A 22,116-nucleotide genomic window follows, 5' to 3' on the forward strand; every position below is an offset into this window, starting at 1 on the left:
CGGGCGTTTCGGCCTATCGAGACCGGCTATTTCGGGGTTATGACCTCCCTCTGGTTGCACGGCGCACAGATCCCGGCGCGATTGCGGTTGACGCCGGGCTCGCGCTTCGACACGGTCGTGATCGGCGGCGGGCTCACCGGCCTGGTGACGGCGCTGCTGCTGGCCGAGAACGGCATCGAGGTGGCCGTGGTCGAAGGCAGACGCGTCGGCGCGGGAACGACCGGTTCCACCACCGGGAAGATCAGCCTATTGCAGGGAACCCGGGCTCAGCAGATCGCCGCACACCACTCCGATCACACGCTGCGCGCCTACGTCGAGGCGAATCGCGCGGGACAAGAGTGGTTGTTGCGTTTCTGCGCCGCGCATCGCGTTCCGGCCGAGCGGGTCGCCGCGCTGACCTACGCGCAGAACGAGGACGAAATGTCCGCGGTGCGAGCCGAATACGCCGCGACGCAGAAAGCGGGCCTGGCCACCGAACTGCTCGACGAACTCGATGTTCCGTTCCCGGCGCACGGCGCCGTCCGCCTCGACGATCAGGCGCAGCTCGATCCGATGGCGCTGCTCGCGGCGCTGGCGGCGGATGTGGAGTCGCACGGCGCACCGATCTACGAATCCACCCTGGTGCGCGGCGTGCACCACGGCGAGCGAGGCGATCTGGTGGTGTCGACCGAGCACGGCGAGCTCGCCACCCGCACGGTGGTCTTGGCCACGGGGACACCGATTCTCGATCGCGGCGGATTCTTCGCCCGGCTCACCCCACAGCGGTCCTACCTGGCCGCGTTCGCCGTCGACGAGCCCATTCCGCACGACATGTACATCAGCGCGGGCAGCCCGACGCGATCCCTGCGGCGCGCTCCGGGACCGGACGGCGAGCTGCTGCTCGTCGGCGGCAACGGCCACGTCGTCGGCCGCGGCGGGTCGACCCGGCGCAAGGCCGACGACCTGGTGAGCTGGGCGCGGACCTGGTTCCCCAGCGCGACACCGGTGCACCAGTGGTCCGCCCAGGACTACGCGCCGGTCGACGAGCTGCCCTACGTGGGACCTGTGCTCCCCGGCCAGAACGACATCCAACTGGCCACCGGATACGCCAAGTGGGGATTGACCAACGGCGTCGCCGCGGCCATCGCGCTGGCCGGTCGGCGCGTCGGCAATCCGCCGGACTGGGCGGGTGCGCTGGCCAGCTGGCGCCCGAGTGAACTCAAGGCGCTGCCCACGGCGACCAAGCTGAACGGCGCGGTGGCCCAGCATCTTTCCGCGGGCTGGCTGCGTGCCGTCACCCGGCACGACGGCGCCGCCCCGGCCGAAGGCTGCGGCGCGGTGCTGCGTGAAGGCCTGCACCCGACCGCGGTGTGCACGGTGGACGGCACCACGACGCGGGTCTCCGCGATCTGCCCGCATCTGTACGGCATCGTGAGCTGGAACGACGCCGAACGCACCTGGGACTGCCCGCTGCACGGCTCCCGGTTCGCGCCCGACGGCACGTTGCTCGAGGGGCCGGCGACCAGATCCCTCACTCCACTGCAAGTGCCGCGCAGTACCTCCTGAGCGGACCCGACCGGTGTCAGTCGCCCAAGGGGCGAGCGTCGGCGAGGATCTTGTCGACGGTCTGCGCGACCGTCAGGTCCGATGTGTCCACCCAGAGGCCGATCCGAGGTGTGCTTTCCCGCAACACGGTGTCCAGACCCTTGACGGTGAACTCGTCGTAGGCATCCTTGCCACGCTCGGCCTCGCGGGCGGCGACCACCTCAGGGCGCGGTGCCAGTACGACGACGTACAGCGGACGCGTGATGATCAGATCCGCCATCCACGGGAGGAATTCGCCGAGGACCACGTCTTGCACGACTACCGTGAACCCCGCGTCGGCGTACGCGTCGGCCGTGCCCGCGGCCAGGCTGTAGCGCAATCGAAGCTGCGCTAGCGCCTCCGGCGACGGGTCCTGGCTCATCTCCGCACGCCCGTTCACGACGAATCGCCGGAAGGTGTCGCCACGTACATGCGCGGACCGCGGGAGCCGTTCGGCCAGTGCCTGCGCGACGGTGGACTTGCCCGCGGCCTGGATGCCGGTGATCAGATAGACGGCGGACGCCATGGTGATCATGATGGCGCACCGTGGCGTCGCCGTCGAACGGTTTCCGGGCGAACGCACCGGCGAGCCGTGTAGCCGGGCAGAAGCTGATCGGCCCGGGTGGATGTCCCGCCGCGCGTGATCCGCGAGAGGTCAGCGGGCGGGCGCGTTGACCTTCTGCTCGACGTAGCGGGTCATCGCCCAGTTCAGCCCCCGCATCGCGAGGGCGTACGCGGGCGGGATGTACCGCTGGGCCCAGAAGCCGATGCGGATGTCGTGCGAGGTGAAGATCAGGTACCGATTCCGCTCGACGCCGCGCACGATCGACCGGGCCGCCGCCTCCGGCGTGACCGCGTGGCGCATGAACAGCGACATCCCGCGCTGTACCGCCTCGGCCGTCCGGTCGACGCCCGCGATGTCGACCCTGTCGACCATCGGTGTGGCCATGGCACCCGGACACACCAAACTCACTCCGATGCCGTGCCGGGCCAGGTCGAAACGCAACACTTCCGAGACCCCGCGCAAGCCGAACTTGCCCGCGCTGTAGGGCGCGTGCCATGGCAGTCCGAACAATCCCGCGGCCGACGACACGTTCACCAGATGCCCGCCGCGTCCCGCGGCGATCATCTCAGGGACGAACGCTTCGATCACGTGGATCGGACCCATCAGGTCGATGTCGATGGTGCGCCGCCACTGCGCGTGCGTCAGCCGGTCCACGGTGCCCCAGGTAGCGATCCCGGCCACGTTCATGACGATGTCGACACTGCCGACCGCGGCGTGCGCCTCCGCCGCGAGCGCGACGACCTGGTCGTAATCACTGACGTCGGCGGCCGTGGCCACGTGCACGGTCGCGCCCGCCGCACGCGCGTCGGCGGCGGTCTGTTCGAGTCCGTCGGCGGCGATGTCGGTGAGGACCAGCGCGGCGCCTTTGGCCGCGGCCGCGAGTGCCGTACTCCGACCGAGGCCGCTGGCCGCGCCGGTGATCAAACAGGTCTTACCGCCGAACTTCGTCATAGTCGACGACCATACGCAACCATGAACATCACTGTCTATGGAACTGGGAAACAGTGTTTCGCGATCCCCTGGCGCCCGTCACCGGTCGTCATCACGGCTGCCCCGCCACGGCACCGGAGCCAGCGCGACGGTGATGTTGTCACCTCCGCCGCAACCCAATGCGAACTCGGCGAGCGTGTCTGCCGCCGCCGCCGGAGCGGCCCCGGCCACCTTGTCGGCCAAGGCGGCCGCAGCGGGCAGGTAGTTCCACAACCCATCCGAGCACAGCAGCAACACGCCGGGACCCGTGGCACGCACCGTCCGCACACAGTTGTCCGCCCAGGGTTCCGGCGGACTGTCCGCGCCCAGCCAGCGGATCAGCGTGTGGGCCCGCGGGTCGGCCATCGCGGCCTGCTCGTCCATCGCACCGGCATCGACCAGGGCTTGCGCCCAGGAGTCGTCTACGGTCAACCGCCGCGAGGGCTCGTCGCCCGTCTCTGCCAGCCAATAGGCCCGGCTGTCACCGACATTGGCGACGGTGATCTCGGTATCGGCGCCGTTGTGCACCACGACGGCGGACACGTAGGTGCACGATGGAGCCGGACCATCGGGGACGTCGACGTCGCGTACGGCCTGCGCGGCGGCGGCGAGACCGAGCATGATGGCGTCGGTCGCGCCCTGCCCGGCGGCGAGCGCGGCGGCGGTGGCGCCGACGCCCGCGCGTACTGCCGCACCGGAGGCCACTTGCGGCCGCGCCGAGGTCGAGACTCCGTCGCTGACCGCGATCACGACGGTCGTGGACGACCCGGTAATCGCACTGTCGAGTACGCCCGCGGCGACGGCATCCTCATTGCGCCCATGGACGATTCCGCGATCGGTGAGGACCGCGACCGCGCCGAGGTCGGCGGCGTAGCGATCCGGCGCCCGACGGGACCGTCCGCAGTGCGCGCATCGTCCGTCGGTGTCGAATCGCGTTCCACCGCACTGCGCGCACGGGGTGGGATCGTGGCCGGGCAGCGCGACGTAGCGGTAGCCGAGTTCGCGGTCGCAGGACGGGCAAGTGCGGCTGTCCAGTCCGACCGCCGCACACCCCGCGCAGCGTAGGTCGCTGCCGTCGTCGCTCATGCCCGCGCCTCGCTGGCGCTCGGCCCCGGCACGAGCGAGTACTCGGCTGTGTCCATTGTTCGCTCGCTGCGCTCGGCTGTGTCCATTGTTCGCTCGCTGCGCTCGCTCATGCCCGCACCTCGCTGGCCCTCGGCCCCGGCTTGCTCATGGCACGATTCCCGGGCTGTCCGGCGACGCCGTCGCGATCCGTCCATTGTCCGCAAGTCGTTGGCCCAACCGTAACCACAGTGGCTCGTTGTTGGTGCGAACGTCCACACCGTCCTCCTTCGTCTCCCCGCCCGGCCAACTCCGATGGCGATAGTACGGGAGTGTTCCGGCTGCCAGATCCCAGTGTTGGATCGACCGGGCTCATGGCCGAGACCGCGGTAGCCGATGGTCTGCCCGGGCCGCGGGGGGCGCACGCCGCGCGCGGCGCTCAGACCAATTCGGGCGCGCGACAGGGCCGGAGGCCGCGCGAGCGGAAAGTCTGCGGCGGGCAGCCCTGCCAGCGACGGAAGGCGCGGATGAAGGAGGCCGCTTCGGCGTAGCCGAGCCGGGCAGCCACCTGTTCGGTGGTCATATCGGTATGCGTGAGCAACACTTCCGACATCGTCTGCCGCACTTCGTCGAGCAGGGCCCGGAACGACGTTCCCTCTTCGTGCAGGCGCCGCGACAGCGTGCGGGAACTCATGTACAGGCCGAGCGCGACCGTCGCCTGATCGGGGATCTCACCCGGATCGCGCACCAGCAGATCGCGCACCGAGGCGGCGACGCCGGTGCGGGTGCGGCGCCGGTCGAGCAGATCGCGGCACAGTTGCCCGCAGCAGTCCCGCGCGGCGTCGTTCGCCGGTGGCAGCGGCTGATCCAGCAGACAGCGGTCGAAGACCACCCCGCTCACCGTCGCGCCGAAAACCGGTACGACGCCGAAGACCTCCCGATAGCGCTTGATGCTGCGCGGCGACGCGTGCCGGAAACTCACCCGCCGGACGGGGACGCCGACGGAGTACAGTTCGCGATCGAAGGCGGGCAGTCCCGCCAGCGTCATTTCGGCGAAGAATGCCCGCATGCCCGGCGGAATCTCGGCGTCCTGGAACAGCAGTCGCGCTTCGTCGTCGGCTTCCTCGAAGGTCAGCCGACCGAGCGGCACGCTGCGGCCCGCACTGCGTTGCGCCACCTCGATCAGCTCGCGCAGTGTCCGGCTACCGAGCATGGCGAGTCCCCACGGTCCGCGCAAGCGGAAGTGCTGACGAGCCGCCGCGACGAGACCGAGTCCGGGTTCGTCGCCGAAACGGCCCAGCACCGTGCGCACCACGCGTAATTCGTCGTGCGCGCTGATCTCGGCGGAGGGATCGAGCAGGGCCGCGGGCGACACCGCCGTTCCGGCCAGGCACTCGGCGGGCGCCATCCCGCGCTCTCCGGCGATCCGCACGAGAATGCGCACGCCCGCGGTGCTGCGGAGAGTATCCCGATCGACCATGGCTCGCATTCCTCGATGAAGCGGTACTGCGCGGTACCGGCGCAATGTATCAATCGGGGGTGCCCCGCATCGCCGGATCGCCGAAATGGGGTTCGGAGCGGGCGTGCAGGGCCTGTCGCACAGTGGTTTTCGGCGCTTGCGGTTCGCCTCCCTGTCCGTCCCGACCACGGGTTCATCCGCTCGGTCGCGGCGGGTCCGACGCCGGTCAGGGACGAATCAGTCCCGCACGGTGATGCCGAGGGAATGCGCGAAGACGGGCGCGAGGTCCATCAACTGCACGTGGGTGATCGTCGCGCCACGCAGACTCTCGAGCCCGTCGTTGATGTCGAGGGTGGTCGCGCCGCGCAGGTCCACCTTCGCCAACCTGGCATTGCGTAGCGACAGCCGGACCAGTGCCGAGCCGGGCACTGTGAGGTCGGTCAGCGCGGCCTCGGCGAAATCGCAGTCGCGCAGGACACAGTCCACAAAGGCCACTTCGCGCAACTGCGCGCCGCGGAAGTTCACCGAGTCGAATTTGCAGCCTTCGAAGCGCACCCGGCGCAGATTCGCACCCGCCATATCGACACCGGACATCGCGCCCGACACCACCTCGCCGTCCAGCCAGGCGGTGTCGGCCAGCTCGGTGCCCACCCAGCGGACATGGCGCAGCCACACATCGCTGAAGCGGGTGTAGCGCAGGCTTCCCCGGGTGATGGCGACCGAGGTGAACACCGACTCGCTGAATCGGGCATGCCGTACGTCGAGATCGTCCAGTTCGCCGCCGTCCACCCGGACGCAGTCGTAATCGCCCTCCGCCTCGAGATCGCCTTCCGGAGCGGCGAGGTACCGCGCGTAGGGCAGGTCGTCGAGTTCGCGCGACATGCGCTCCTCCATTTCGTCAGACGATCGGTCGACGCCGAGTATTCCGGTGCGCCATGACAAGTTCCGCTCAGTCGGCGGGCGCGTCCAGGCGGGCCGCCAGCGAGAGCAGGTAGCGCTGTTGCGGCGTGCTCATGGTGCGCTGCGCCGCGGTCAGATACGCCGCGCGTGCGCCCACGGGATCACCGGTCATCTCCAGCAGATGGCCGCGGACGGCATGCAGGCGATGATCGTCGGCGAGACGGTCGTCGGCGGCGAGGTCGTCGACCAAATTCAGCCCGGCGCCCGGGCCCACGGCCATCGCGACGGCGACGGCGTGGTTGAGCGCGATCGTCGGATTGTCAGCGAGGCGAGCAGGCGTTCGTAGAGCAACATGATCTGCGGCCAGTCGGTGTCGGCGTAGCTGGGCGCCGCGTCGTGCCATCCTGCGTGCACCACGTCTCGGAGACAGGCCCCGCGCTTCCCGTCACACCTCCGCGTGAGTACGTACAAGTCCTGGCGGAGCCAATCGAGTCGCTGACCGCGCTGGGTAAACGATGACTCGGCAGGAATTGTCATCCGGCGGGAGCTAGTGCCGGGCCCACAGCCGGATGGCCCCTGTTACTCAGGTATCGAGGAGATGACGCGTACCCGGATGCTGGCCGATGGCCTCACCCCAAGGTGCCGAACTGCATATGTCCCACCCCCGGGCCGGTCTGCGGACGCGTAGCCACCCCGGGTGGTTCGCGGTGCGAACGGTCACGGATGTGAGTATGCTGAAACGCCGTTAGTCGAAATGCGCTGTGGTCTAGATTGTTTGACGTACCGGTCGGTTTCCTGTCGGTACGGGTCGTAGCGCCATTTGGTGACGGCGTGAGCAGGGAGTTCAAAGTGTCGAGGTCGCGCAGGGCAGAAGAATCGCTCGAGATCACCGCGCCCGCAGCAGGTCAGCGACTACTCTCGCCCGCCGTTCGCCGCCCGCCCCTCTTACCCGTCCGCGAGCAGTAGCTGGCTCAGCAATCCGCAACCACTGGCTTCGGACTACGCCGACGAAGCGCCCACCGAGCTTGTCGCGCGCAGTGAAGGCGTTCCGGAACCAAACTCTGTCTTCCTTCAAGGAGAACCCTCTCAGTGCAGCAAACACACCCTCTCCAGGGCGTCAACTATCTCGACGTCGACGACCTCGGCCAGGCAGTCCCTCTCTATACCAATGAATTCGCCGCTGACCCGCACGGCGCCTATCGCCGCATGCGCAAAGATTTTGGGAGCTCGGTGATCCCGGTCGAGATAGATCCGGGAGTGCGCGCGACCTTGGTCATCGGTCTTCAAACTGCTGTGGAGATACTGAACGATCCGGCGCGTTTCCCGCACGATCCTCGTCGCTGGCAACAGACGATTGATAGCGACTGCCCGATTCTGCCGATGATGGGATGGCGGCCCAACGCGCTCCGCAGCTCCGGCGCCGTCCACGCTCGATACCGCGGTGCGACCAATGATGCTCTGGCCGGTGTCGACCAGTACGCCCTCCTGAAGATGGTCGAGGCCGCGGCGGAGCCGCTGATCAGGTCATTCCCGACCAGGGAGGCAGAAGTCGGCAGGCGGACCGCTGATCTCATCACAAGCTACATCCAGCCTTTGGTGTTCAACGTCCTCTGCGCAATCCTCGGCTGCCCAGCGTCAATCGGTGAGGAGATCGCCGCCGCAAGCGCCGCTCTGTTCGACTCGCAGAACACCTGGCAGTCGGTCAATGAAAGGTTCGAGGCGGCGTTCCTGAATCTCGTCCGACTCAAGCGCGCCGAACCAGGAAACGACGTCGCCACCCGGCTGGTCCAGCATCCCGCGAACCTGACCGACGTGGAGCTGGTTCACGCCTTCGTCACCTGTTTTTCGGCGGGCATGGAGCCGGGCCAGAACCTGATTGCCAACAGCGCGCTGGCGTTGCTGACCGACCCCCGCTTTTCGGGGTTCTTCCCCTTTCATGATGTGGTCCACGAGGTAATGGCAAGCGACCCCTCGTTGGCCAACTACTGCATCACCTATCCTCCCCAGCGGACTGTCGTCGCCGGCGTCTGGCTGCCCGCCGATCGGCCCGTAATCGTCAGCATGGCTGCGTGCTGCAACGATCCGAACTTCAAAACCGGTGACAACGGAACGATTGGTAGTCGATGGAACATCGGCTTTGGCAATGGGCCGCATGAATGCCCTCAGCCTGCACAGGCAATGTCTTATCAGATCGCGGTCGATGCCCTTACACATCTCTTCGATCAAGTGCCGGAGCTGCGGTTGGCAGTTCCACCGCACGAGTTGAGATGGCGACCTGGCCCGTTTCACCGGGCGCTGGAGGCGTTGCCGGTCGTCTTTCCATATGAGCCACTGAGTCCGATGTAACGATACGAGAGTGAGGTGGGCTGGGGGGACTGTGCGCGTGAATCCCGGGACCCAGCGAATGTCGACTCGGCCCCGGGCAAGGGTTCTCTGGATCAGTTTTCCAAAGGGGTACAGCATGACAATCGCAGATCTTCCCACCGCCGGTCCCTCCACCGAGCCACCACTGATATCAACAGAAACCACTCCCGAGGCCGTGCAGGCGCTGCGCGAGGTGATCTTCGGCCCATATTCCTCGCTGTACGCCCACGTCCGCGACATCATCTCCGAATTGCCCGACCCGCCATCATCCGGGGAAACCTACACCCAGAAGACCCAGACCGCGCCGGCTCAGCTGTCGAAAGTGATCGCGCGGCTGGGCCGGTCAGCCAGCGAGATCGCCGCTGACACCCTGCTTCGCGGCGCTCTATGCGACTGGGCGCAAGTCGCGGCACCACGACTCCTCCTCGTGCTCACCGGGCACTTCGATCTCGCCATCGGCGCGATCCTCGCCCTCGGCGACGGCTCGGCCTACCAGCAGCAATGCCTGGATGAGCTGAACACCGGCGCAACGCTGGGCGTGCTGATGCTGACCGAACTCGGCGGCACCAACGGCGCCGACCAGCAAACGACCGCGACCTGGGACCCCGTGCACCAGGGCGGAGGTTTCTGGCTGCACACACCGTCGAAGACGGCGATCAAATTCATGCCGAACGTCGCCGACCCCGACGTGCCGAAAACCGTTGTCGTCACTGCACGACTCGTCATCGACGGCCGCGACGAAGGCGTCCTGCCATTCCTGCTGAGACTGCGCACCGCGACCGGCCTGGCCGATGGCGTTGAAATGGCAGACCTGCCAGACAAGCTGAAGGCTCCGATGGATCACGCCATGATCCGGTTCAACCGGGTGTGGGTGCCCCGCGAGGCGCTGCTGGGTGGTGAGTGGGCCCGCATGACCAACAACGATCAACTCGAGTCTGCGTTGAACCCGCGACAACGGTTCCATGCAGCAATCAACGTCCTGGGCAATGGTCGCCTGGACTTGGCTAACGCAGCTATCGCCAGCGCCCGTGCCGCGCTGGCCGGACTCGTCAACTACGCCAATGACCGCCAGCCAGGCAACGGCACGCGGATGGCCGACCGAGACGCGATAAAGCGCGACCTCGCCTCCGCGATCGCCAACGTGTACGTCACCAGCGTGCTCGGGCGACGCATCCGCGACATGAGGGCCGCGGCCGTCGGGCACGATCCCGCGCAATCGGTGTGGTCGATGCTGGCCAAGCCGCTGCTGTCGGACACTGCCTATGACGTCGTCTTGATGTGCCGTCAAACAGCTGGGGCGCAAGGCACGTTCACCGTCAACCACCTCGTCGAATGGCTGGGCAATACCGACGCCATCCAGAACGCGGAAGGGATCAACCAGCTCATGCTGGTCACGGCCGGCAAATCCGACCTCGACCTGACAGCATTGCGGCTGCCGGGCACGCCTGTGGTCCTTCCGTGGTATATCCGCATGCTCATCGACCGTGAACGCATCATTCATGACGCTGTACGCCGCGGTGATCACGAATCTGTCGGCGCAGTGCTGGGCCGGGACTCTGCGGCGATCGAGCGGTCTACCGCGACTGTGGAACGTCTTGCGGCGACAGCCATGTATGCCGAAGCGCTCGCCATCAGTGATCCCACCGCCCGGACGCTTGCCCTCTCCGCAGCGGAGGCCTACGCGCTCGAACGTATCGACGCGCGCGGCACGTGGTACAACGCGCACGGCCTCATGCCATCGGAGCGAGCGGTCACGGTGCAGTCCGGATTGCGTAGGCACTACGAGGTGCTCGCCGAACACGTGCAAATCCTGGTCGATGCTTTCCACATCCCCGCCCTACCCGGCCCGATCTTCAACAAATACATCGAGTGGTGGACGGAGTACGCGGGCTGGGGCGCAGACTCATTCAGCGCATATCCCGCCGGGTCACAGCACCAGCGGCAGTAGCGACTGAGCCAGCAGCGGATGTAACCCGCCCGCTTGCCTCGGTACTGACAACCGCCGTCGACATTCCACCTCTACTCAACACGCCCCTGTTCGGCGCCGACTATATCGAGGCGTGGAAGGCATTCGCCCACGCGGCGGCGTACCGGTGGCCGATCAGCTTCGATGGATTCCGTCGGGTTCTCGGCTGCCAGCTTGGGGCAGCCGATTTGGCTGCGGAGTCCGCCGTCGAAGTGGGCCTTCGAGGTCAAAGGCCCGGGCTTCCGTGTCGCCCACGGCGTGGCGTGTATCCGCTTTCACCACACCGCATGACAGACTGGACACATGCCGGTGATGTGGTGAACGACACGGCACGCTTGCAGCGGTCGCGACGCCGCCAGGCCGACTGCCCGTCCCAGGCGTCCACCCGCGAAACGTGGAGCTTCGGCGCACCGCGAGTCGATCACGAGGATGTCTGCGGGTAGGCAGGCTCGCGTACCTCTACACGATGGCCGACCCCCGAGTTGCTGACATCCGGCTGATACCGAGCCGGTGAAGCAATTCGTCGTGTGCGAGTGGGGTCGCTACGACCGCCTGGTCGACGCGCAGATGCGGGCGGGTAACAGGAGGACCACCACCGTCTGCGGCCCCTGCACAGACGCAGTCCAGCCGGGCACCGTAGACCCGAGGTCCGTCTGGCTACGACGAGTGATCACCGTTCCCGGCGACGCCGTCGTCGTATGGAGGCTGTATCCACTGATGCCGATCCATGTCTGACAGTCCGCTTCGGAGCCCCTTTGTCTCCCTCGACCCCGCCTACAAAAAATGTCCACAAACTTACAAAAAAACGGTAGAGACCGGCCAGCACCGGAACCTACTGTGCGGGAATGCTTTCGGCAGTCTCCAGACAAGAGGACGTCGACCTGTCGGGGCGTGGGTCAGCCCACACACCACCGGTGCATTCACATTCGTGAGCGATCCATGGACCGACGTGGCCGCAACCCCTGGCCCGCCTGTTCGCGACCCGGCGGTCGTCTTCAACTTCGATAACCCCATAGGAACCAAGTGATTTCCTACAGCGAAACCCTTCCGATAGCGTCGCTCGCGGGCTTCGATGGTCCGCGAGTGCGTCTCTACTCCGAAGAATTCGCGGCCGATCCGCACAAGTTCTACGGCGAGATGCGGCACCGTTTCGGCTCGCTGGCGCCGGTAGAGCTGGCTCCAGGTGTACCGGCCACCCTGGTGGTCGGATACCAAGCCGCACTGCGAATCCTCCACGACCCGAAGCGTTTCCCCGCCGATCCGCGCGTCTGGGAACGCGGCATTCCCGCCAACTGTCCGGTCCGGCCCATGATGGAGTGGCGTCCGAACCCGATCCGCAGCGCAGGCCAAGACCACCGCCGGTACCGGTCGGCGGCAGCGGACGCGCTCGGCAAGGTCGATCTGCACCAGCTGCACACGACCATCGAGCAGATCGCCATCCCGCAGATCAACTCGTTCCGCGAGGACGGGCACTGCGATGTGGTGAGCCAGTACGCGCTGCCCGTCATCTTCGGGACACTCAATGCGCTGCTCGGCAGCCCTTCGGTGATAAGCCAACGCGCGGCGATCGGGATGGCGGCGATCCTCGACACCGTCGATGCCGAGCGCGGCAATCAGATGCTGTCCGAGGCGTTGCTGGAACTGACTCGGTTCAAACGCATCAATCCGGGCGCGGATGTCACCAGCTGGCTGATCGAGCATCCGGTAGGGCTGGACGACGACGAGATGCTGCACCAGCTGGTGCTGCTGTATGCCGCCGGAATCGAACCGCCGGTGAACCTGATCGTGAACACCATGCTGCTGCTGTTGACCGACGAGCGGTTCGCGGGCCAAGTGCTCGACGGGAGTAAGTCGACGCGGGATGCGCTGGAGGAGGTTTTGTTCAACGATCCGCCGATGTCGAACTACTGCATCAGTTATCCGCAGCAGCCGATCCTCATCGACGATATATGGTTGCCGGCGCATCAGCCAGTGCTGATCAGCATGGCCGCGTGCAACAACGACCCTGCTATCCGGACGGGTGATGTCACCGACAACCGGCCGCATCTGGCGTTCAGTACGGGCTCGCACGCCTGCCCCGCACGCTCGGCCGCGGTGCTGATCGTGCAGGACGCGATTGACCAGCTGTTGGGTGCCCTACCCGAGATGAAGCTGGCAGTGCCGAAAGCCGAGTTGCAGTGGCGACCGGGGCCGTTTCACCGGGCGTTGGAGGCGTTGCCGGTCATATTCCCCAAGAGCCCGCCGATTCATCCGGGCGGCAGTCCGTACCAGTAGTGCAGATAGAACTTTCCGATGGACAACCACTCCGACCCCATCGTCCTCGATCCCGAAGGAGCGGATATCCAGGGCGAGATCGCCCGCATCCGGGAGCGAGGTCCGGTCACCCCTCGAGCTGCCTGGAGGAGTGCAAGCATGGTCGGTGGTCGACGCGGACCTGCTCGAGCAGATCCTCTCCGGCTCTCAGGTGTCCAAAGACCCGAGGCAGCACTGGCCGGCCTTCCGGAACGGGGAGATCGGCGCGAGTTTCCCGCTCATCAACTGGGTGAACACGCCCTCGATGTTCACCGCCTACGGGGTCTAACACCGTAGGCTCCGCAAGTTCGTGGCTCCGGCGTTCACCCAAAAGCAACCCTCAGTGATCGACCACATCACCGGATTGCCTGTCACTGCAACTCGGAGCATCGACGATTTCCTTGTAAGTTTGTGGTCAGTTTTGTAGCTTGCGGCGGTGCGCGAAAGGGGCTTCCGCGTGAACGATCCGGAATACCAGCGAATCTCTTTCGACGAGAGCCCTGACGATTCGAAGGCCGACCGGACCGCGCGCTGGGAGGATTGGCTCCATACCAAGCAGGGGTCAGTCGGGCTCGCCTTCCCTGACGACGACTTCAGGTCATCAGCGCTCGCCCGGAGCGTCGGTGAACTTCAAGTCGTCGACTTCGGGTCCGGCCCCATCGCCTACCAGCGCTCTCAACGAGATGTGCGCCGCGATCACAACAACGGCCATGACAATGGCCACCGACTCATCATCCCGCTGGAAGGGAGTTTCAAATTCGCACAAGGTGATTCCAAGGAGATATTCCATCCGGGCAAGATCGTCCTTTGCCACTGGGGCAGCCCTTTTTACATGACGCACGACGAGCCCATTCGTGCGTTGATCATGACCGTCCCCGAAAATTCGATCCACCTGCCCAGCCCCGGAGACGCCCCGCTCGCGCTGAATGAGACGCGGCCCGTGGTGCGCATGCTGGATAGAGCGGTCCGTCAGCTCGCCGACGACGACGAACCTTGGACCACAGTAGATTTCGCCTACGCGTTTTCCAGTGCGCTGAGGCTACTCGAGGGGGCGCTCACCTCGAACCGAGCCGTCGCGCTGAGAGGAACCGAGAAGGACATTGAACGCGCGAAGGCCGCTCACCTCGCACGCATTCGCATAGAACAGCTGGCGAGCGACCCCACGGTGACGCCGGAAGCCATCGCCGCAATGTGCGGGATGTCTTTGAAGAAGCTGCACATCGTGCTCAAGGAAACCTATGACCTCACACCGGGCGCGATGCTGCGCACGATCCGACTCGAGCTTGCACGTCAGCAATTGCTGACTCCATTCCCCGTCGACACGACCAGGATCGCCGCCGAGGCGGGCTTCAGCACGCCACGCAGGTTCCGAGAGGCATTTCAACGGCAGTTCGGGCTGACCCCAGCCCAGATGCGCGAAAAGCTGTTCGGTGTAGGCACCAAGGAGTGACTCGCACGCGGATGACACCTCACTCTGAAATCAGGACTACTACATGAAGTTTCGCACCCACGCCGGTCAGCCCTCCAGGGGCCATCCTCATCACGAACGAGGCGGGACCTACTGATGGGCGGTGTGTCCTCCTCAGTCACCCGCTGATGATGGGGACAGACGCGATGTGTCCCCTCATGGAGCTGGCGGGGCGGGGGTGCCGAGTCGTGGCGTGGGATCGCCGCAGGCAAGTGTCCAACCACGTCAAACGCGGCAGACCGGAACTGAATGTCTCCGTCCTCACTTTCGATCGGAAAAAAACTTCCGGTCGTGCGCCGGACTCGCGATCAGCGCAGGGTACGGATCCAGCGGCGGGTGTCCGCCGGATCGATGACGTCGTCGATTTCCAGGACCGTCGCGGCGGTGAGCGCCTTGCCGTTGGCGTAGGCGAGCTGGACCAGGTTGTCGAACGCTTCCTGACGCTTGTCCGGATCGTCGATGGCGGCCAGTTCCTTGGCGAACCCGAGACGGACCGCGCCCTCCAGGCCCATGCCGCCGATCTCCCCGGTGGGCCAGGCGACGACGAACCGCGGCGCACGGAAGGAGCCCGCGGCCATGGCTTGGGCACCGAGACCGTAGCCCTTGCGCACGATGACGGTCCCCAGCGGCACCGACAGCGCGGCGGAGTCGATGAACAGCCGGCTGAACTTCGTGACCGTGCCATCCTTCTCCGCGTCCGGTCCGACCATGAAACCCGGTGTGTCGCAGAGCGATACGATGGGCAGGCCGTGAGCGTCGCACAGACGCAGGAACATGCTGAGCTTATCGGCGGCGGGCGCGTCGATGGCGCCGCCGTGATGGTGGCAGTTGTTGGCGACGAGGCCGAACGGCCGTCCTTCGACGCGGATCAGTGCGGTGACCATCCCCACCGCCCAGTCCCGGCGCAACTCCAGCACCGACCCGACATCCGCGACGGCCTCGATCGCGGCGCGAATGTCGAACGCGCGCAAGCGGTTCTCGGGGACCACATGCCGCGCCAGGCGCGGGTCCGGTGCGGCCCACTCCTCGATCGCTCCTTGGAAGTAGGCGAGGTAGCGGCGGGCGATGGCGACCGCTTCGGCCTCGTCGGCCGCGACCACGTGCACGACGCCGTTGCGGCGCTGCACGTCGATGGGCCCGATGTCCTCCGGGGCGTACACGCCGAGCCCGCCGCCCTCGATCATGGCGGGACCCCCCATGCCGATATTCGCATCGGGGGTGGCGATCACGACGTCGCACATGCCGAGCAAGGCGGCGTTGCCCGCGAAGCACCGCCCGGACACGATGCCGATCAACGGAACCCGGCCCGACAACGCACCCATCGCGCGGAACGTGGTGACATCCAATCCGGAGATACCGGGGTAGTCGGTGTCGCCCGGTCGCCCGCCACCGCCCTCGGTGAAGAAGACCACCGGAAGTCGCTGCTCGCGAGCAAGTTCCAGCATGCGGTCGGTCTTGGCGTGGTTGCGCATGCCCTGGGTGCCCGCCAGCACCGTGTAGTCGTAGGACAGTACGACCGCGCGCGACCGGTCGGGACCGAACAACTCGGCGTTGACGGTGGCGACGCCTGCGACCAGCCCGTCGGCGGGGGTGTTCGCGATCAGGTCCTCTTGGCTGCGCCGCAGGCGCTGCGCGGCGACCGCGAGCGCCCCGTACTCGACGAAGCTGTCCGCGTCCACCAGGTCGGCGACGTTCTCCCGCGCGGTCCGCCGCCCGAGCCGATGGCGTTTCGCGACCGCCTCGGGCCGGGATTCATCCGAGCCGACGCGGTGGCGGGCGCGGACCTCGGCGAGATCGGCGCGCACGGCATCCAGATCGACCACGGCGACGTCGGCATCCTCGCCGTCGTGATCGGCGGCGACGAAGGTCAGCAGTGGCGCGTGCGGGTCGACGACCGCTCCCGCCGCCACGACGTGGCGGCGCACACACAACGCTTCTTCCGCGCGCACGACATGCTGCATCTTCATGGCTTCCAGCACCGCGACCTCGCCACCGGCGGCCACGACGGCGCCGGGCTCGGCAAGGGTCACCACGGTGCCGCCCATCGGCGACAGCACCGCCTGCTCGTCGTCGGCCAGTGCCACCCGCTGAACCTCGACATCCACGACGGGTGCGGTCGGCGGCGCGGCGCTCGCGAAATCCTCGGCACGCCGGACCAACTCATCGACGTGCCGCTCGAACCACACGGTCGGCACCACGCGGCCCTCGGCCAGTTCCGCCAGCACCGCGCGCAGCAAGGCGGCGTTGGTGTCGACACCGGTCACGACGATCTCCGCCAACGCGTCGGCGCAGCGACGCAACGCGGCGGGGTAGGACGGGCCCGACGCGATGATCTTCGCCAGCAACGAGTCGAAATGCGCACCTTGCCGCATCCCGGCGAACGCGGCCGTGTCGACGCGCACGCCGCTGCCGGTCGGTGCCGTGAAATGGGTGATGGTGCCGGTTCGCGGTAGCACGTCACCGCCCGCCGTGACGGTCTCGGCGTTCACTCGCGCCTGCACCGCGTAGCCACGTGCCGCGCCGGGGTCGGGCAGCCTCAGGTCGGCCAACGTCCGGCCGCGCGCGAGATCGCACTGGACGGCGACCAGATCGATTCCGGTGACCGCTTCGGTCACGGTGTGCTCGACCTGCAGCCGTGGATTGACCTCCAGGAACCACGCGTCGTCGCCACGCACAAGGAACTCGACGGTGAGGACGCCGCGGCACCCGACGGTTTCGGCGATCCGAACGGCCCACTGGTGCAACCGGTCTCGCAGCGGCGCGGCGAGTTCGGGAGCGGGCGCCACCTCGAGTAGTTTCTGCTGCCGGCGCTGCACGCTGCAGTCGCGGTCGCCGACGCCGGCCGCTCGTCCGCCATCCGCGACGATCTGCACCTCGATGTGGCGCGCGTCGGTGACCAGCGCTTCCGCGTAGACCGCGTCGTCGCCGAATCCGGCCAGCGCCTCGGCACGGCACTGTTCGAAGGCTTGCGGGAGTGACGCCGCGTCCCGGACCACGCGCATCCCGCGCCCGCCGCCACCTGCGGCGGCCTTCACCATCACGCCTGCGGGGTGTGCGGTGAGCAGCGCCGCGATTTCCGCGATGTCCGCGCCCCGACCGGTCGCGGGGATGACTGGAACACCCGCGCGTTCGGCTGCGGCCCGGGCGGCGGTCTTGTCACCGAAAACGCGAAGTGCCTCGGGCGCCGGTCCCACGAACACGAGGTCGGCAGCGGTGCATGCGCTCGCGAATTCCGCGCTCTCGCTGAGGAATCCGTAGCCGGGGTGGACCAGCGCGCCCGGTCCCGCCTTCCTTGCCGCTGCGACGACCGCCGCCACGTCCAGATAGGCGGCGGCTCCGGCACCCGGCAACACCACGGCGTCGTCGGCCAGGCGGACGTGCAGCGCGTCCTGTTCCTCGGCGGTGTGCACCGCCAGGGTCCGCCAGCCACGCTCCCGGGCGGTGCGCAAAATCCGGACCGCCACCTCTCCCCTGTTCACCACGACCACGTGCATGCGGCCAGTGTTGTTGACGTTGACGTCAACGTCAATACCGACGACGATAGTGCTCGTGACCCAGTCCACTTGGTCGGTGCGCGCCGCCCGGGAGCGTTCGCACACCTCCCGGCACCGCGACCTGCTCGATGCCGCGGCGCGGGTATTCGCCGAACGCGGCTACGACAACACCACTGTCGCGGCGATCACCACGGAGGCGGGCGTCTCCCGCGCGACGATGTATGTCTACTTCGCCTCCAAGGAGGAGATCTTCCTCGCGCTGGCCGCGCGAGTGCGGGACGACTTCCTCGCCGCCCAAGAGCCGGACATCGAGGACGACGACCCGCGAGTGATGTTGCGCGCCACCATCGCCGCGGGCGCCGCCGCGGTCGCCGCGGCCGGACCGCTGTTGAGCCTGATCGACGAGCGCGGCGCGGTGGACCCGAAGGTCGCGGCGCTGTCCGAGGAGATCACCGAACGCCCGATCCGCCGCTTCACCCGTTACCTGCAACGCCAGCTGGAAGCGGGCCGCATCGCCCCGGTGGCGGCGCCGCGCGTGATCGCCGAGACCGTCGGCTACGCGCTCACCGCAGGCATCCTCGCCCGACGCACCGCCGACGAACGCAGCCGCGCCGAATACCGCGACGCGATCGCAACGGTCGCCGAAACCCTGCTGGGCCTGTAGCCCACGACTCCCACCGGGCCAGGCGAGCTGACCGCGGTAGCGGCGGGCACCTCGTCGTGCCCGCCGCCGCGCTGAAACGCCGAGCCGCGCTCAGGCGCTCCGCGAACCCTCCAGCGGAGGTGCGGTGGTCGGCGCCTTCTCGGCCTTGGTGAAGGTGAGCACCCCGTCCTCGAGCGCACCCTTGCGCAGCAGCTTGCGATCGCGGAAGTAGTTGTTGATCACCTGCCACGGGCCGTTGGTGCCCTGCCGCGGCATCACCGCGTCGCCGCGCTTGATGTAGCCGGAGGTCAGCGCCCCGCCCATGACCGAATCCGCTCCGCGGTCGCCGTCGCGGGCGATGGCCTCGACCCGGGTGAATCCATTGGCTTTCATGTGATTGAGCACGCGGCAGAAGTACTGGGCCGCGAGGTCGGCCTTCAGCGTCCACGAGGCGTTGGTGTAGCCGAGCACCATCATCGCGTTCGGCACGCCGTCGAGCAGCGCACCCTTGTAGACCACCCGGTCGCGGGTGACGACCGGCTCGCCGTCGATCTCCAGGCTCATACCGCCGAGCATCTGCATGCTCAGCCCGGTAGCGCTGATCACCAGGTCCGCGGGTAGCTCCTCGCCGGAGACCAGGCGGATGCCCGTCTCGGTGAACGTCTCGATGCGGTCGGTGGCGATGGACGCCTTGCCGCTGCGCAGCACCTTGAACAGGTCACCGTTGGGCACCACGCACAGGCGCTGGTCCCACGGGTTGTAGCTCGGCGTGAAATGGCGCATGTCGATATCCGCCCCCACCTGCATGCGCACGGCGCCGAGCAGCAGCTTCTTGGCCGCCTCCGGATTGGTGCGGGAGAGCTGGAAGCTGGCGCGCTGCAACGCGATATTGCGGGCGCGTCCCATCTGGTAGACGATCTTCGTGGGCACTTTGGCCAGTTTCATACCGACCGCGACCGGATCGTCGGCGGGCAGCGCGGCGATGTAGGTCGGCGAGCGTTGCAGCATGGTGACGTGCGCCGCCGCGTCGCTCATCGCCGGGATCAGCGTGATCGCGGTGGCGCCCGAGCCGATCACCACCACCCGCTTGCCGGTGTAGTCCAGATCCTCGGGCCAGTGCTGCGGATGCACGATCCGCCCGCCGAAGTCCTCCTCGCCCGGGAAGCTCGGGCGGTAGCCATTGTCGTAGTCGTAGTAGCCGGTGCAGCCGACGAGGAAGTTACTGGTGTAGATCTCGCTCTCGCCGGTTCGCTCGTCGAGAGCCTCGACCGTCCAAGTGGACGTCGTGCTGGACCAGCGGGCCGTGGTCACCTTGCGGCCGAACCGGATGTGCTCGGTGACGCCGTACTCGGCAGCGGTCTCCTCGATGTACTGCCGGATGTGCGGCCCGTCGGCGAGCACCTTCGTGCCGTGCCAGGGGCGGAAGCCGTAACCGAAGGTGTACATGTCCGAGTCGGAGCGAATGCCGGGATAGCGGAACAGGTCCCAGGTGCCGCCGATGGCGGTTCTGCGCTCCAGGATCGCGTAGCTGCGCCCGGTCTTCGCCATGGTGAGATGACAGGCCATGCCGATTCCGGACAGCCCAGCGCCGATGATCAATACGTCGACATGCCGCGTCATTGAGGTACTCGTTTCGTTCGATCAGCCCGCACACCGTTGAGCGCGCGCGTGCTGAGCCAAGGGTACGTGTTATTCGTGGTTACGTCTAGTCACGAATCGTGACACGGACGGACACCGCTGTGGCGGCACCCGATTCGAGGGCCTCGCGTCGCCGCCGCCACGCCGTTCGCCGCATCGTCCAGCAGCTGAGGCGATCATGCGCTCGGTGCGTGTCCGCATCGACCGCAACACCCCAGTTATCGGTGCGCCGCTCCCCGCGGCGAGAATGGTCTACCGTTCGGCTCACCAGCCGCGACCGACCGATCGTTCTCGTAAGGGAGTCATGACCACCGCATCAGCCCGGCGATGGCGCCGCCGCCTGCCCGACACGACTACCGCGGCAGGCGCGCCCACGCTCGCGCGCAGGCTGGGACGACTCGATCTCACCGCCATGGGCGTCGGCACCATCGTCGGCGCGGGAATCTTCGTGATCACCGGCGTGGCCGCCGCGGAGAAGGCCGGGCCCGCCATCATGCTGTCGTTCGCGCTGGCCGGAACCGTCTGCGTGCTGGTGGCGCTGTGCTACAGCGAACTCGCGGCCATGGTGCCGATCTCCGGCAGCGCCTACACCTACACCTATGCCACGCTCGGCGAAGGACCGGCGTTCCTGGTCGGCTGGAATCTGCTGCTCGAGTTCGTCATCGCGGGCGCCGCGGTGGCGATCGGCTGGTCCGCGACCACCGTGTCGGCACTGGATTCGCTGTTCGGCCTCACCATCCCGCACGCACTCACCGCGGGGCCCACCGAGGGCGGCGTGGTGAACCTGCCCGCCGTGCTGATCATCACCGCCGTGGTCACGGTGCTGGTCGGCGAGGTGACGTTCACCGCGCGCATCACCAAGGCGCTGGTGGGCGTGACCATCGGTGTGCTCGTGCTGGTGGTGGCCGTCGGCGCCCCGCACGCGGACGTGGGCAACTGGACGCCGTTCGCGCCGTTCGGGATCGGCGGCGTCATCGGCGGCGCGGCGATCGCGTTCTTCGCCTTCCTCGGCTTCGACGTCGTCGCCGCCTCGGCCGAGGAGGCCCGCAACCCGCGCCGTGACGTGCCGTTCGCCATCATCGGCACGGTGCTCATCGCCACCCTGCTCTACTCCCTGGTCAGCGCGGTGCTCACCGGCATGACACCGTTCGCGACGCTGAACAACAGCGCGCCGATCGCGACCGCGTTCGAGGCGGTGCGCATCGGCTGGATCGGCGACGTCATCGTGATCGCCTCGATCATCGCGCTCACCAAGGGCCTGCTGCTGATCGTGTACGCGCAGGTGCGGCTGATGTTCGCGATGTGCCGCGACCGGCTGCTCCCCTACGGGCTCGCGGCAACCGGAAAGCGCGCGACCCCCGTGCGGCTGACGCTGCTGCTCGGCGCGGTCGGGGCCGTCATCGCCGGTCTGCTGCCGATCGACATCGTGGTCGAGCTGGTGAACATCGGCGCACTGTCGGCGTTCGCGGTGGTGTGCGTCGGGGTGCTGGTGCTGCGCCGCGTGGAGCCGGATCGCGAACGCCCGTTCCGCACCCCACTCGTCCCGCTGGTGCCGATCCTCGCGCTGATCGGCTGCGTACTGCTCGCAACCACCCTCGAAGGACTGACCTGGGTGCGCTTCGGCGTGTGGGTGCTGGTCGGCATCGCGGTCTACCTGGGGTACGGGCGCAAGCGCTCCACGCTCGCGGGGGCCTAGATCTGTGTCGGATCTGCATCATCCACGCCAGACGTTG

General features: G+C 67.4%; 16 protein-coding genes. 8 read left to right on the top strand and 8 right to left on the bottom strand.

The annotated features are described in order from the left end of the window. Nucleotides 1–39: 39 nt before the first annotated feature. Complete coding sequence (locus ACWPXK_RS18710; protein WP_454197415.1) at nucleotides 40–1,545, top strand: FAD-dependent oxidoreductase; 1,506 nt, start codon at nucleotides 40–42, stop codon at nucleotides 1,543–1,545. A 16-nt stretch (nucleotides 1,546–1,561) separates the two neighbouring features. On the opposite strand, the gene ACWPXK_RS18715 is transcribed toward ACWPXK_RS18710, so the two are convergent. The 6 genes from ACWPXK_RS18715 to ACWPXK_RS18740 form a co-directional block, all read right to left on the bottom strand. Further along, on the bottom strand, nucleotides 1,562–2,098 hold the full coding sequence (locus tag ACWPXK_RS18715) for an AAA family ATPase (protein ID WP_454197416.1): 537 nt from the start codon (nucleotides 2,096–2,098) through the stop codon (nucleotides 1,562–1,564). 120 nt (nucleotides 2,099–2,218) lie between these two features. Beyond that, nucleotides 2,219–3,079: an SDR family oxidoreductase gene (locus ACWPXK_RS18720; RefSeq protein WP_454197417.1), complete on the bottom strand. Its 861-nt coding sequence runs from the start codon at nucleotides 3,077–3,079 to the stop codon at nucleotides 2,219–2,221. Between the two features lie 78 nt (nucleotides 3,080–3,157). Next, nucleotides 3,158–4,183, bottom strand: coding sequence for a PP2C family protein-serine/threonine phosphatase (locus tag ACWPXK_RS18725; protein WP_454197418.1), 1,026 nt, complete (start codon nucleotides 4,181–4,183; stop codon nucleotides 3,158–3,160). A gap of 415 nt (nucleotides 4,184–4,598) precedes the next feature. Next, nucleotides 4,599–5,639, bottom strand: coding sequence for an AraC family transcriptional regulator (locus ACWPXK_RS18730; protein WP_454197419.1), 1,041 nt, complete (start codon nucleotides 5,637–5,639; stop codon nucleotides 4,599–4,601). Nucleotides 5,640–5,855: 216 nt separating this feature from the next. Next, nucleotides 5,856–6,500 (bottom strand): pentapeptide repeat-containing protein, encoded by a 645-nt coding sequence (locus tag ACWPXK_RS18735; RefSeq protein WP_454197420.1) that lies wholly within the window; start codon nucleotides 6,498–6,500, stop codon nucleotides 5,856–5,858. A 67-nt stretch (nucleotides 6,501–6,567) separates the two neighbouring features. Next, a complete protein-coding gene (locus ACWPXK_RS18740; protein ID WP_454197421.1) occupies nucleotides 6,568–6,921 on the bottom strand; it encodes a hypothetical protein in 354 nt (117 codons plus the stop codon). A 686-nt stretch (nucleotides 6,922–7,607) separates the two neighbouring features. Between ACWPXK_RS18740 and ACWPXK_RS18745 the strand changes: the two genes are divergently transcribed. The 5 genes from ACWPXK_RS18745 to ACWPXK_RS18765 all read left to right on the top strand — a co-directional run bounded on the left by ACWPXK_RS18745 (nucleotide 7,608) and on the right by ACWPXK_RS18765 (nucleotide 14,590). Beyond that, nucleotides 7,608–8,864 (top strand): cytochrome P450, encoded by a 1,257-nt coding sequence (locus ACWPXK_RS18745; protein ID WP_454197422.1) that lies wholly within the window; start codon nucleotides 7,608–7,610, stop codon nucleotides 8,862–8,864. A 115-nt stretch (nucleotides 8,865–8,979) separates the two neighbouring features. Further along, nucleotides 8,980–10,830, top strand: coding sequence for an acyl-CoA dehydrogenase family protein (locus tag ACWPXK_RS18750; RefSeq protein WP_454197423.1), 1,851 nt, complete (start codon nucleotides 8,980–8,982; stop codon nucleotides 10,828–10,830). 1,041 nt (nucleotides 10,831–11,871) lie between these two features. Next, complete coding sequence (locus ACWPXK_RS18755) at nucleotides 11,872–13,122, top strand: cytochrome P450 (protein WP_454197424.1); 1,251 nt, start codon at nucleotides 11,872–11,874, stop codon at nucleotides 13,120–13,122. Nucleotides 13,123–13,267: 145 nt separating this feature from the next. Then, nucleotides 13,268–13,429 carry a hypothetical protein gene (locus tag ACWPXK_RS18760; protein ID WP_454197425.1) on the top strand — a complete coding sequence of 54 codons (162 nt, stop codon included), beginning with the start codon at nucleotides 13,268–13,270 and terminating at the stop codon, nucleotides 13,427–13,429. 168 nt (nucleotides 13,430–13,597) lie between these two features. Continuing rightward, nucleotides 13,598–14,590, top strand: coding sequence for a helix-turn-helix domain-containing protein (locus ACWPXK_RS18765; protein WP_454197426.1), 993 nt, complete (start codon nucleotides 13,598–13,600; stop codon nucleotides 14,588–14,590). A gap of 326 nt (nucleotides 14,591–14,916) precedes the next feature. Here ACWPXK_RS18765 and ACWPXK_RS18770 read toward each other — a convergent pair whose 3' ends face one another. Continuing rightward, on the bottom strand, nucleotides 14,917–18,102 hold the full coding sequence (locus ACWPXK_RS18770) for a carboxyl transferase domain-containing protein (RefSeq protein WP_454197427.1): 3,186 nt from the start codon (nucleotides 18,100–18,102) through the stop codon (nucleotides 14,917–14,919). A gap of 55 nt (nucleotides 18,103–18,157) precedes the next feature. Here ACWPXK_RS18770 and ACWPXK_RS18775 point away from each other — a divergent pair, with 55 nt between their 5' ends. After that, the gene (locus tag ACWPXK_RS18775; RefSeq protein ID WP_454197428.1) at nucleotides 18,158–18,766 is read left to right on the top strand and encodes a TetR/AcrR family transcriptional regulator; all 609 of its coding nucleotides are present in this window, start codon (nucleotides 18,158–18,160) and stop codon (nucleotides 18,764–18,766) included. A gap of 90 nt (nucleotides 18,767–18,856) precedes the next feature. Here ACWPXK_RS18775 and ACWPXK_RS18780 read toward each other — a convergent pair whose 3' ends face one another. Next, on the bottom strand, nucleotides 18,857–20,365 hold the full coding sequence (locus ACWPXK_RS18780; RefSeq protein WP_454197429.1) for a flavin-containing monooxygenase: 1,509 nt from the start codon (nucleotides 20,363–20,365) through the stop codon (nucleotides 18,857–18,859). A 322-nt stretch (nucleotides 20,366–20,687) separates the two neighbouring features. Here ACWPXK_RS18780 and ACWPXK_RS18785 point away from each other — a divergent pair, with 322 nt between their 5' ends. After that, the gene (locus tag ACWPXK_RS18785; protein ID WP_454197430.1) at nucleotides 20,688–22,079 is read left to right on the top strand and encodes an amino acid permease; all 1,392 of its coding nucleotides are present in this window, start codon (nucleotides 20,688–20,690) and stop codon (nucleotides 22,077–22,079) included. Nucleotides 22,080–22,116: the final 37 nt, after the last annotated feature.

Source organism: Nocardia sp. Marseille-Q1738 (genome assembly GCF_965283145.1).